Origin of the sequence: Acinetobacter sp. ANC 4862, from assembly GCF_004336635.1 — a bacterium.
In the GTDB taxonomy this organism is placed as follows: domain Bacteria; phylum Pseudomonadota; class Gammaproteobacteria; order Pseudomonadales; family Moraxellaceae; genus Acinetobacter.
On record NZ_SJXH01000038.1, the window covers coordinates 20,964 to 34,094 of the forward strand.

Annotated in this window: 12 protein-coding genes; 1 reads left to right on the forward strand and 11 read right to left on the reverse strand. The window is 35.1% G+C overall.

The genetic code is table 11. The annotated features are described in order from the left end of the window. The first annotated feature begins 3 nt into the window (after positions 1–3). Complete coding sequence (locus E0409_RS13925; RefSeq protein ID WP_131291789.1) at positions 4–711, forward strand: hypothetical protein; 708 nt, start codon at positions 4–6, stop codon at positions 709–711. On the opposite strand, the gene E0409_RS13930 is transcribed toward E0409_RS13925, so the two are convergent. From E0409_RS13930 to E0409_RS13975, 11 genes are all read right to left on the reverse strand, one after another. After that, the gene (locus E0409_RS13930; protein ID WP_252151819.1) at positions 690–2,054 is read right to left on the reverse strand and encodes an McrC family protein; all 1,365 of its coding nucleotides are present in this window, start codon (positions 2,052–2,054) and stop codon (positions 690–692) included. The two genes, E0409_RS13925 and E0409_RS13930, sit on opposite strands and share 22 nt — an antisense overlap. Beyond that, positions 2,038–4,470, reverse strand: a complete 2,433-nt coding sequence (locus tag E0409_RS13935) for a DUF8426 domain-containing protein (protein ID WP_252151820.1) — start codon at positions 4,468–4,470, stop codon at positions 2,038–2,040. The genes E0409_RS13930 and E0409_RS13935 overlap by 17 nt, the downstream gene beginning before the upstream one ends. A gap of 48 nt (positions 4,471–4,518) precedes the next feature. Continuing rightward, positions 4,519–7,914 (reverse strand): TM0106 family RecB-like putative nuclease, encoded by a 3,396-nt coding sequence (locus E0409_RS13940; protein ID WP_131291791.1) that lies wholly within the window; start codon positions 7,912–7,914, stop codon positions 4,519–4,521. Positions 7,915–8,020: 106 nt separating this feature from the next. Further along, a protein-coding gene (locus tag E0409_RS13945; protein ID WP_228733318.1) for an IS5 family transposase occupies positions 8,021–8,772 on the reverse strand; the annotation gives its coding sequence in 2 pieces (ribosomal slippage) (positions 8,021–8,538 and positions 8,538–8,772; 753 coding nt in all). A 132-nt stretch (positions 8,773–8,904) separates the two neighbouring features. Continuing rightward, positions 8,905–9,375, reverse strand: coding sequence for a transposase family protein (locus E0409_RS13950; RefSeq protein WP_131291793.1), 471 nt, complete (start codon positions 9,373–9,375; stop codon positions 8,905–8,907). Beyond that, positions 9,353–9,637, reverse strand: coding sequence for a helix-turn-helix domain-containing protein (locus E0409_RS13955; RefSeq protein WP_171458819.1), 285 nt, complete (start codon positions 9,635–9,637; stop codon positions 9,353–9,355). The genes E0409_RS13950 and E0409_RS13955 overlap by 23 nt, the downstream gene beginning before the upstream one ends. A 401-nt stretch (positions 9,638–10,038) precedes the next feature. Continuing rightward, the gene (locus E0409_RS16790; RefSeq protein ID WP_252151821.1) at positions 10,039–10,398 is read right to left on the reverse strand and encodes a hypothetical protein; all 360 of its coding nucleotides are present in this window, start codon (positions 10,396–10,398) and stop codon (positions 10,039–10,041) included. A 16-nt stretch (positions 10,399–10,414) separates the two neighbouring features. After that, positions 10,415–10,561 carry a hypothetical protein gene (locus E0409_RS16530; RefSeq protein WP_165541345.1) on the reverse strand — a complete coding sequence of 49 codons (147 nt, stop codon included), beginning with the start codon at positions 10,559–10,561 and terminating at the stop codon, positions 10,415–10,417. A gap of 318 nt (positions 10,562–10,879) precedes the next feature. Then, complete coding sequence (locus tag E0409_RS13965) at positions 10,880–11,587, reverse strand: hypothetical protein (RefSeq protein WP_131291795.1); 708 nt, start codon at positions 11,585–11,587, stop codon at positions 10,880–10,882. Further along, positions 11,580–12,536 carry a hypothetical protein gene (locus tag E0409_RS13970; protein ID WP_502699839.1) on the reverse strand — a complete coding sequence of 319 codons (957 nt, stop codon included), beginning with the start codon at positions 12,534–12,536 and terminating at the stop codon, positions 11,580–11,582. Before E0409_RS13970 ends, E0409_RS13965 begins: the two co-directional genes overlap by 8 nt. Before the next feature lie 406 nt (positions 12,537–12,942). Continuing rightward, positions 12,943–13,131, reverse strand: a 189-nt coding sequence (locus tag E0409_RS13975) for an integrase core domain-containing protein (protein ID WP_165541327.1), incomplete at its 5' end; no start/stop codon positions are given.

Genomic DNA, 13,131 nt, shown 5'->3' on the forward strand with positions numbered 1-13,131 from the left:
AACATGCCCCATATAACCTCCGATACACCACAAATTGTTGCTATTTATACAAATAAAGAGATTTCAATTGATTTTTACCAGTTATTTGAAGATGGACTAAACCCTATATTATTTACAATTAAAACTTTAGAACAGATTCCTAGCATGGAGCAAAATAAAATCAATATTATCATTCTAGAATCTTGGGATGAACTCAACAACCTTCAACTAAATTGCAGTAAACTTCACCTTATCATACCCACACATTCAAACAATAGACTGGAAAACAATCTAAATGCCCTAGTATTCGAGCATGATCAATCTATGACATCCCAACAAGCTTTAGAAAATCTTCACCATAGTTTTATTAAATTTTATTTCTCAGCTGAATGTTATCTTGATCCTCAGGATTTTTTTAATTCTGACTCATATAAAAACGGACATCGATATCTCAAGATACATGATATTTTACAAAACAATGCTGGTTATGAAAAACAACTCAATACCTATCTTAAAACGATATCAGATACTGAAACAGTATGCTTCAATTTTTCAATAAGCTATGATTTTCCTTCAGAATCCGGATATTTACCTCTGCTAGAAGATACTGTTGATCACTTAACGTATGCTAGAAATAGAGATGTATTCTTTAGTACCGTGCTTTCAAAGCATCCAATCTCAGATAATAAATTGTCTATCGTACATTTAAGTCAAGAGTCTCCAATGTCTTGATTCATTATCATATCAAAACCGATTAATTTATCCTTATCTAGATCGAAAGGGAGAACCCATATATTTGGATTTTTTCCTTGATCTCTTTCATGCTTATTTAACTGAAACTCTGGTAAAGCTTTATTAAATTTGGAACTTTTTGGATAAATCAAAACTATTGGACCATCGTGTTCAAGGTACATATAACTATAAGCAAACATTTGCTGCATATCACCATCGCTGATTCCATAACGCTGGTCTTCATTATTCTGATCCAATAATTTCCATTTTGTATCTAAAATCATATTCCTATGAATAGTTTTATTTTTCGCTTCAAAGTAAATATCTGGTCGAAGATTAAATCTATCTTTTCCATTATGACGACACAAATATTTATTGCTCTTCTGCCTTTGGATTCGATAATGATCCGAATATTTTTTCTCCACCTCACTCAGTACATAAGCTTCAAATAACTTTTCCATAGGAAAGAGTAAACTCATTCCATACCATTGGCCCTGCAATGCTGATGGTGTCTGTTCACCTAGGACTATTTCACACCATACTTTGATTGGTTCATATTGAGCATATAAACGGCCTGATTTCCATTGGGGAAAGTCTAGGCGTGGCAATGTACTTTTAGGTACTTCACTGAGTTTTTGACGGATTTCATTTGCCAATCGCCAATTATCATTATCTTGTGTGAATTTACAGATTTTTTCTAATGCAGTTTTAATAAGACGATTTGGGGCTGTATTTAAAGAAAAAATATTATGTTCAATAGGAAAACGATGTTGCTCTATCACTGATTGAGTCAGATATCTTTGGATATTCAATTTACCTTTTAAATAGGCATTATGCTCTGTAACACGTTGATATTCAGACCGTAAACCTCGCTGAAGCAATAAGTTGCATGCCTCCAAAAAGCGACTCATGACCCATTCACTTAAGGGTAGATTCAATTTATCTAATGCGGCAGACCCTGCTTCTCGAGGAGATGGAAGCTTCCACAAGGCTCTCATCATTTTTATGAGTAATGCACGTTCTTTTTTAAGTATGTCTTCTGTTTCTTTTTTGTGATCCTGATTCTTACCTCCTTCCTGCTGAGCTGGTAACTCTATATGCTTAGGTAAAATCTCAATGGTGTGACCACATGGTGTTTGAATAATGCCGACATAGTTATCGACTTTTATTTTACGTCTGCCTTCTAACTCAAAAATGGCAGCACCATTTTTTTTTGCTTGGCTAGAAAGCTCACATAAACAATCAAACACCGAAGTAGGGACGCAGATATGATCTAGTCCCATTGCATAAGGTTGGTTAGTGCCATTGTCTTCAATGACACCGTATTCACGCAGACTCAGCACTTTCTACAACCTTGATATTATTTTTAGCTTCTATTCCAATAATTTTATTAATCGCATTGATTTTATCTTCTTCAGAATTTCCTTTAAAAAGCTTTATATTGACTTCCCAATTTCGACTTTCAAAGTTTCCAATTAACTGATCATCCATACTGGGAAATAATGACTTTTCCAATTTTTCAGTTTTAACCATTCCATTATTTCCAAGTACCAGATTGATCTTACTCCAATCATCAAAAAAGTATTCTTGTAACAAAGGTATAATCCTTTTTTCAAAAACTTGCATAAGCTCTTGGACAGTAGCTGTTGCTTTTTCAGAAGTAGGTTTTAATTCAGTAAAATACGCATGACCAATACAATGATCTCTGTCTAATAGCACCTTAATACGTTTATTCATTACATCTAATACTTTATCTACATCAATAGCCTCCACCACTTCATTCTCTTTTGTAATTTTAATATCCTTTAGAATTTCTGATTTTGGCATCATTTCAATAAATTCAAAGCGCCTTCTTAAAGCGATATCTACTGATGTTAATGAACGGTCAGAACTATTCATTGTTCCAATAATATAAAGATTTTTTGGGACGCCAAATTTTACATTTGGAGAGTTGGGTAAAATAATTTCTAAAGCTTCAGCATTACCCACTCTTTTTGATTCTTCAATTAAAGTAATCAGCTCACCAAAAATTTTAGAAATATTCCCTCGGTTAATTTCATCAATAATAAGGACGAATTTATCATCTATATCACTTTTCTCTGTTTTTTCTAGAGTCAATAGTCTTTGAATTTTTTCTTTATCTACCGCATTCTCCAAGTTATATACTGTTGATTGTGAGAATATTTTTTTAAAATAATCCTCATTATTTAGACTTGGTGAAAAACTTTTCAGCCATTTCACTTTTCTCACTTGGTAATAACTGAACTCTTGCTCACTATCATATTCATATTCCCCAATTACCTCGGCTATTGCTCTAAACTTTAGGTTTCCATCCGTAATGACAACTAAATCACCATTTTTTATTTTATTTTTAAAAGTATTCACATAACTAGAAGCTGTATCCAGTTGATTTATAGGATAGTCAAATTCCGCTAATTTATGGTTTATCGATTGAAGATCATTACAGCCTGTGAAATCAATAGAATCTCCCCAACCCAATAGGACCACATCATTATCTAAGCAAGATCGGTATAGATCATCTTCAATACCAGCTCTACCTAATGACATTTTCCATATAGCTCTATTTCCTAAATCAAATTTTTCACTGATATTAGATTTAACATTTGCACTAGCTAACTGACAAATTTTTTTGAAAATGCCAGGTATAACAGGGTAAGTTAGCTGATTATTCTCTGGTACAACTTTGATACCCTCAACAAAATCCTCATAGCCATAACTTTGATGGAAAGTCACAAAACTGATGCGACCTTCAGCCATATATTTTTTGAATTTGTCTCTATCATCTTTGGTTTGTTGTTTTTCAGGGTCTCTCCCATCTAGAATAGACAATGCATAGTTTATGGTATTGTAAGTTTTACCCGTTCCTGCTGGACCATAAAGAATTTGATTTAGAGGAAACTTTTTGGAAAGATTTCTATTTTTGTCTTGATCTACATTTAAAGATTCATCTTTTTCAATCTGGTTCTCATAGTTTTCCATCTTATCTAAATCTTGCACAGCTTGATAATACAACTCATAGTAATTTTGATTTTCAAAGTTATTTTGTATTTCATTAAGTGTGTTGCAATAGTTTTCCCATACTCTCAAAGCCTTATCGGTATTTTCAACTGAAACATCCGTATATTGAATTTTGTTTTTAGCAAGAAATTTTGTACCTATCGAATTCAAAGGAAAAAAAATATCTGGACGACAACGATATAAACCTGTGGTTAATTTATTAATTCCCAAAGCTTCCGTTGGTAAGATATCAACTATTAACTCTTTTATCTGGTTTAAATTATTATTTTCGATTGCTATTACTTGCTTAAATAATTTCCATAATTTTGAAACAGTATCTTTTGGTCTTTCCACAAATCCATCACTAGTTTTTTTTACCTTATATGGATAAAACCAAACACTTTGGGCATCAGACTCTGCAACGCCAACTAAATCAATATCAATTGGCTTACTTAATAAAAGACTATGTAACTTTTTCCTATTCTCATTAGTTCCTACATTGATTAAAGCTAACACTGTAAAAGGGTCTATTTCGGTATGATGATTCGGATCATCAATTATTAAACCATTTTCACCTAAGATTTTATCAGGTCGAAAATTATGACCTACTTCCTTCTTAAAACTTTTTAAATCATGTGCAAGTTCGGTTTGTTTTTCTTCATAACTAAGAATATGAGGAAATACTGTTTGCCTATAAAAGTCAACCCACTCATATTTTTTATCCAGAACTTCAGTAGCCACTTATATATCCTTTAACTCTTAAATTAATTTATTAATATATTTCGCTATTCATTTTGCATATGCCATTAACTGACAAAACACATTCACTAACTTCTGCTGTTTAATATTGCTTGTATTACTATTCATTAAGTTTGGATTCCCCACCACGATTGCTAAAGACTGTGCTCTCGAATTCGCTACATTTAAACGGTTTTTATCAAACAAAAAATCCATTCCACGGGGTGAATCATTCGCATCACTCGCACATAAGCTGAAAAATACAATAGGTGCTTCCTGACCTTGAAACTTATCTACACTTCCCAGCTTTGCATTTTCACCTAAAGCAGATTTAAGTTTAGTCACTTGAAAATTATATGGTGCTACAAATAACATATCATCCAAAGTAATGGACTTTTTATTACCTTCCTTGTCAGTATAAATTCGCCCAATAAGCTCATTTACAGCATGTTGAATCGCTTGAACCTCTTCATCACTCGCTTGAGTATTTCCTTCATGTTCAACGGGTATAAATACAACACCTGCCTCCTTATTTAATGCTCCCTTATAAGTATCCGGCACTTGTATAATTTGCCGATCGTTAGACTGATGTGAATTTAACTTACCCTCATAAATTGCCTGACTGATAAACTCATTTACTTTTGAATGCATTCTGTAAGTCGTATCGAGAAAAATACCCCGATTGGGCTCAATTGTTGGAGCATCTTTTAATAAATAATCTAAAATAGACAAACCACTATCACCGGGGTGAGTCCCTTGTGTTGGTTGTCCTAGTTGCATTTGGTCACCCATTAAAACCAGATTATGAGCGGATTGACTCATTGCAATTAAGTTCGCAACTGACACTTGCCCCGCTTCATCAATAAATAAATAATCAAATTGCTTATTTAATTCCTCACGAGAAAACCCCCAAGCTGTGGTGCCAATGACACATGCACCATCAAGATATTCAACTATTTTGTCATTCTTGATTTCTGAAATTCCCAAATTTTCAATCTCAGCATCTGTATTTTTTGTACAACAGAAATGGGCTGGTATATTTTCATTTTGGCAATACTCTGCCACGCCAATCAAAAGATTATTAATTGCCTTGTGGGAATTTGAGCTAATGCCTACTTTCTTTCCTTGCTTAAGCAGTTCTGCAATAACATGCTTACCTGTAAAGGTTTTCCCAGCACCAGGAGGTCCTTGAATCACAATATATGAGTTATCCATATTGCAAATTGCTGATTTTATTTGAGCCAATTTTTCTAAGTTTTTATGGCTCGAAACAATTTTTTCTCCCTTTTTTATGCCTTTGATACACGGATAATCCCTTCTTAAAAAATCGAGAATAGCATCATCCTTGAGCTGGTTTTCATAATAACGTCGAACTACCCCTTCTATCGCTTTTGGAATAGGCTTTGGATTGACATAATCATCTGGGATCAGATGTACAATAGAAATTGGCTCTTTAAGTTGTAAGCAAATTCTTCCCTTTGAAACTGATGAATGCTCTTTTAATAATGTCGCTTTAAGATTGTTCCCCTTTTCATCTTTCTCCCCAAGAATATAAAAGCTAGTTGTATTTGCCATTTTAAATTCTTGATGAGGATCAAATGAATACTCATATGCTAAGCTTCTTGCTTTAGGGGTCGGTTTAAATGGCTCTTTGTCTGTACGAATACAATTTACTAGACAATCAAGATCATCATATAGCTCTTCTACTGTTAAACCCATTCTTTCAAAAAGTCGCCAAAAAACTGGCTTAGATTCTCTACGATGAAATTCTAGGGCCCAAGCCATGTTTTCACATATTTGTGATTCAATTATATCGTGAGACTTGAGAGATTCTGCTTTACTCAACAATTGATCTCTTAATTGAGTTAGTGCTGTTGTTTCCTCACTTAACTCTTTTTCTTCAATCTCTGTTTTACCTAAATACTGTATTCCAAATTCTTGCTGTCTTTGATGCAACCATGCAACCAACTCTTGTGTACTATTACAGTCATCAATATTGTAGTCTCGGATATTTTTCAGGACTTGAGATGTTTGCCAGGTTAAACCATCGGGATTAACTCGCCAATTTTCATACACGACAACCGAGTCCCCACCCGAACCCACTTCTGTCTCACGCTTACCCCGATATAAGTGTTCTACATTTTTAATAGAATATTTAGGTTCACCGATCAGTAAACCATTTTTAACGATCTTGTATAAATCCACAAAAACTTCATTTCTAAGCAATTGATCTACTTCAAATTCGCAAACACCATAGCGACACATGAGCTTCTTACAAGCAGCAATTTCATAGTTTGCGTAATGGTAAATATGCATAGTTGGATCTTGTTGCCATCGTGCATAGACCCACTCGATAAAGGATTTAAATGCTATCTTTTCTTCATCTTCATTGTGAGCCCAAAAGTCTAAAAATTGACGGTCACCTTTTTCATCGAAATATGTACATCCCCACAAATACTCAAGCCCACCCTCAATTAAAGGAAACCCTTCAATATCAAAGTACACATCATTTTCAGAGTACTGAGGTAATAGTGCCAAGCCTAGTTTTTCATTGGTGTTAATGATTTCAAATAAAGGCGTTGCAAGCCCTTCACTTTTTCGCTGAATTTGAGCCTGTGCTTTTAATCTTTTATATACATCGGTATTCAAGCTCTTAATACTTGGGTTATCACTATCAATCAAGTCTTGCATCGTTTGAATACCATCAGCATTTAGCTTCTGGATTTGCGAACGTGTAATGGTGGCGATTTGAGAAAGGTGATCTACCTCTTTGAGCAATTGTTTTGCATAGTTATTCCAACACCCCCATGACTTAGAATTAGAGGGATTAGGTTGCTTTTCTAAGTCAAATTTTTCATGCAATTGCAAAAAGGCATTTTTTACTGATTGGTAGTAATAGTAAAATTCTTGTGTTCTCAATCGCTGTTGAGTTTGATCACCTAAAATAATTACAAAATCATCGGAATAACGACCTTGTATATCTGCAATCATTTCCTGATAGCAACACAATTGGATCGTGTAATACGGTTTTAGTGATTTTGAGAGCTTAGTATCCCAAATTTCATAATGATAGTCCCCAAGTTGACTAGAACCTGGAACCTTAACTAAAAAATCAGCAAAGCCAGTAAATTTACCTTTACTCAAACAAGCCTGAAAAATGACATCTGCACCTTCTTTCATGGCTTGTATCGTTGCTGTCTTTTTATCTAAGCTTAATCCTATATCTGCAATTGTTAAGCCTTGTCGTTTCAATTCCTCCAACACAGATGATTCATACTCTGCACCTTTATCTTGGAGCATGACCATCATTGCATCATCTTGATCCTTAAAATCTAAAGCTTCAGGAGAAATAAGACTGAAATGTTCCATCCAAGAAGCAAAAGGACTTTCTAAAAACAAAATTAAATCTGAGGGAGAAAAAATTAAATTATCATTGTGCAGTTTCATATTTACCCCAAATATTTTTATAAAGTACTAAAAAACTGATGCTACTATAAACATATGATAATTATTACTATTATTTAGTCTTATGAATTAGTTCTAGGGCGTGTCCTCATTTGGCTTTACACCAAATAAACATGCAAGCAATGTAAATCATAGACTGATAATTTCGTGCAAGCTTATCAAATCGGGTTGCAATCGCTCGGAAATGTTTCAATCTCGCAAACACATTTTCAACTAAATGTCTTAATTTATATAGATATTTATCAAACTCCTTATTCGATCTTTTACTATTTGATCTCATTGGAATAATGGGAATCATATCCTTGTTCTGGGCATATATTCTAATGTGCTCAGCATCATACCCCTTATCAGCAATGAGATAAGTTGCCTCACCTACAGTATCAATCAGTTGTTTTGCAACTTGACTGTCGTGGACGCCACCCCCAGTGATTTTAAAATCAATCGGTAATCCATTCGCGTCGGTTGCAAGATGTATTTTTGTTGTTCGTCCACCACGTGATTGTCCAATTGCTCTTTCGAAACCATTCCGAGCTCCACTTGCATGTTGATGCACGCGTATGTAGCTTCCGTCAATGAATACCCATTCTTGATCCAAGACGCCTCGTAATCTAAAAAAAATTTATTCCACAATCCCTTGCTTGCCCAACGATTAAAACGATTATAAGCAGTTTGCCAAGGACAAAATTCTTGAGGAATATCACGCCATGTGGCGCCTGTACGCAGTTTCCATAAGATCGCTTCCATGATATTTCTACTATTCTTTGAACGGTAGCAACCATGTAATCGCATAGTATCTTGAATTTGCTGCCAGATATCATCGGTAAGAAGAGTACGTGCCATTGAAAAAATATAGAAATGAAAAGAGCTTAAAGGAGGATTTTAAGTATTTAAAACCAATTCTTCAAATGAGGACACGCCCTAGTGTTTTTGTATTTTTTCTAACTTTTTCTATTATTAGACTTCTTTCATAAATCATTTTTTACTCAGCTCCAAGTTATAGATTCCAGCAATTAAATTGAATCTCAAACCGAGTCTTTTCCCTCTATTTCGATAACGTTCGGCAAGGATCTTGAAGGTTTTCAGGTTGCCAAATACATGCTCAATACCTATTCTTCTTCTATTGATTTCCTGATTATAGATTTTTAGTTCAGGATCCAATTTACAGCGTCTTTTTGCTTTTAATGGCAACAGGCTATTGGGATACAAAGTATAAATCCCCTGATAGCCCTTATCTGCAAGGATAAAAGCCCCTAAAGGAATCTGCTTTAAATTGCGTTTGAACAACTCGAAATCATGCACTGCACCGTGACTGCTACATAAACTCAGAATTTGCTGAGTTTTATGGTGAATCATGGCCTGTACTTTAAAGGTATGGGTCTTTTTCTTGCCGCTATAGCTTTTCTTCTGTTTTTTTAGGCCGTTAAATTGGAATTTCTGTGGCATCCACGATCACAACATTCCAGTCTATCCCTTCACTTTCGGGCAAATTCTTCGGTAAATTAAACAGATTGGACTGAATCAGACAGTCTTCAACATAGCGTACAATTCTTGAGGCTGTCGGCTCTGAAACCCCATAACTCGTCGCAACGTGAAATAAGGTTCGGTATTCCCGCCAATAGTTCAGACAAAGAAGAACCTGGTCTTCCCGGCTTAACTTGGCCGGTCTGCCTTTAGCTGGAACATGCTTCTGCAATTGTTCAACCATTCAATAGAAAGTTGACCATGAGATGCCAGTGTAGCGCTTGAACTGAGGATCAGAAAGCTTGTTTGAATCGATGTATTTCATCCGCAGATATGCACGAATGCTAAGAAATCCGGAGTGCAAATATCAACCAAAAGGAGATCATTTTTTGATTTATGAAAGATATCTATTATAGAAGTATAAATAAAATTTTACCCTAAACTGCTCTTGGTAACTTAGACACAAGAAAGGATCATTAAATTTATTTGAAAAATAGTATCTTAACTGATGTTACGCAGTAAGTGTATTTTTGAGCACTTTACCACAATATGTTGTGGTTGCTTTTTTCAAAATTTACAACATATAGGTGCGTAACATCAATTATTAAAAATACTATTCATGAAAAAATTTGGAGCATCATGATGTTAATTCTGCATAGCTAAACCTAATGGACAGTAAAAAAATTGCACCCCTGAAATTTTTGGACTCCCATCTCGATTTTCCAAATGTTTTTCTAGTTTAATATATAAAGGATCATTTTTATCAAAACTGACATCTAAAAATAAATCACCCAAATATGGTTGCTGTATAACAGCCTCACTAGCCATCCCATAACAAAATTCAAATTGAATATTATTCTCATTTAGCCAATTTATTAATTCAATTCGCTCAGGCAGTTCTTTATAATTATGATTTTCAATTGTCATTTCACTAAACCTAACAAAAAGTACATCGCATTCTTTTGCTCTAGCAATTGCATCTATATGTTGGATTATCACTGGCATTTTATTTGCCCCTTAGTTATATAATTTGTACTTCATAAACATGGTCGAAATGCCAACACATGATGTCATTTTCATCTGTCCAAGCTTTTTCTTGAATGATATCGTCAAAGATCTGGACAGCCTCATCCTGTTTAATTTTACGAACAGTTAATTTAACTTCCATCCATAAATCTTTAGAAGTGTGTATCCTCATTCTGATAAAAATTAAGTCATACAATCATTACTCACATCTCCATTAACAAGGGCAGAAACACCTGTAGGTGTTTCTGAGCCCAAAGTACTATTCAAATAATCTGTATAAAGTTCGAGTTCAGGTTTCTTCATGGTGAAAGAATAACAAGTTTTTTAATGTCTGCGTAACATCAGTTATTGAGTTAAGAAAATAGGAATCTTAATAATAATCAAATTATTGAGACCAAGTTCGCAATTATACCCCCCCTATTTTAATGATGACCTTGGCTTATACTGATACAAATACAAACTAGCCGAGATGCTCATCGGCCATTTTTTTAATCGATTCGCGCTTGATCAGTGGTCCAAGTCTTGCCAGTGCTTCCTGAGCTATTGCTTTATATCGCTCAGAATCATTCAGTTGCTCCGATTTCGTTTCTTTATGCTCTAATAGTGCATTTCCTTCGGATGCAGTTAAAAACCCCTCTACAGTCGCTTTTTGAATAGCTGTGATTTGCTGATCTTTATCCGTCCCGAGTGAAGTGACATAAATCGGCTTCAACCCTTTGTCTTTTGCCTGAACCACTAAACGGTCATAAGCATCACAAAATATTTTCTTGGCTTCGGCTCGTTGGTATTTATTACCGGTCTTCACTAGATCTTCACAACGATTAAACGCTTGAGCCATTTGTTCGGTCCAAACCACTGTCATTTCCTGACCATCCAAACCGATAGACTTTTCAGCAATTGCCCAGGCCTCATGTGAGCCAAGCCATTCATCGGACTCTGGTTCACACCATTCACGAAATTCAGGCACTGTTGGTGGCCATGCTTGGCGCTTCATGCGAGCAATACCGCGATTAAAGTCTTCAACAGTTAAGCCTTGGTACTGATCAACCATTTCTTCTGCTAATTCCTCAACCCCAACCCCTGCCCACTGGTCTGCAAATTTCTTACCATAACTTTTACGCATTTTTGAAATCAAACGCATAGCAGGTTCTAAAGTAAACTCAGGCATGATCTATTCCCTCAGTCAGTAATAGCTTTTTTACTGGTGATACATCTCGCTCACCAGTGCCTAGTATTTGTTTTTCAGCCTGTCTCCAACGGTCATGTTCCGATGTTATTTTTTGGGCTACGGTTTGAAAAACATGTTGATTTGTTTTTTGATTTTCTATTTGCTCATTCGTATACCAAGCTGCTTTAAATGCACTCCACGGATTTTGACGTTTCAAGCAATAGTTAATCACCTGATCTAAACTCAGGTTTGCTTTTTGAGTTTCAGCAATGAGCATGTCGAAAGCATTTTTGGTATTTACCGCCTTCTTGGCTTTTCGCACTTGCATGAACTCAGATGCTTGTTCTTCAGATACGCCTAATTTTTTAAGTTCACTTTTGAATATAAATTTCGGTGCAACCGAAACTGGGGTATCAGGAATCAGGTTAAGGGAATCATGAATCAGGTTAAGGGAATCAGCAGGATCACTTCCGTTTTCATCCTGATTAATCTCGATATTCTCTAAGTTCTCTGAAAACATTACATTTTCTGCATAATTTTGGTAAATATCAGGAATGTCTGATCCTTTCTCTTTTTCATTCTTGTGTGGGTTTTGGTGCTTGTTAAATTTAAGTACTTTTCCATACCACTGACCTTGTACCGAATAGATCGAGATAAATCTCGATTTATCTAGAGCACTCAAGAGTTGTTCGATATCACACTCGTCATAAGGCAAAAGTTGAACTTTTAGACGCTTTGGTTTGTATTCAAAACACCCCTTCCAGTCAGCAATAGTCCATAAACCAATAAATAACAATCTGGCCAACGGCTTTAATTCACTCAGCTCATCATTGGTAAAAAAAGATGGCTTAATATTTCTTGCTCTAGCCACAGTTCCCCTCCTCATGAATCGCTTCGAGTGGAGCACAATTCTTGATTGCGTCATCTTGGGGTGAGAAGTGTTTTGCATCAATAAAACATTCTAAGTTTCGAATTTGATTTTGGTGAATTCGAGCTGGATCGGTTCCGTAAAAATTTACAAACTGTTCAGTAATCATCACTGGTACAAACATGTATTGAATAATTGATAGTTTTTTATCAGTAACTTGGATTATGTGTAGTGTAGTGCTCATTGTTCACTTTCCTCAATAAACACATAACTGCTTTGTAGCAACCTGATTTATTCCTTTAGGAAATGCTATATCTTCGCGTGTATCCATCCATAGTTCATTTAAAGACAGTTGCAAAAATGCGCAGACTTCTTTTTTAGGTAAATGCAATAGTATAAAATTTAAGCTTATTTCAAAATAGTTTGAGAGGTGGTCCCACATGTTTGAACAACTAAAAGCTTATTTATAAGTGATACTCTGCTCTAGTTAAGCTACCTTATTTTGTTGTGGTAGCTGGTCATAGTAAAACTCATCTGGAGTCATTTTGTCCAGACTCGAATGAGGTCGTTTCAAATTATAAAATTCAAAATATGCGTTTAATTGCTTCTTCGCATCCAAAACATTGCTGTAGGCTTTGAGATACACCTCTTCATATTTAACGCTCCGCCATAATCG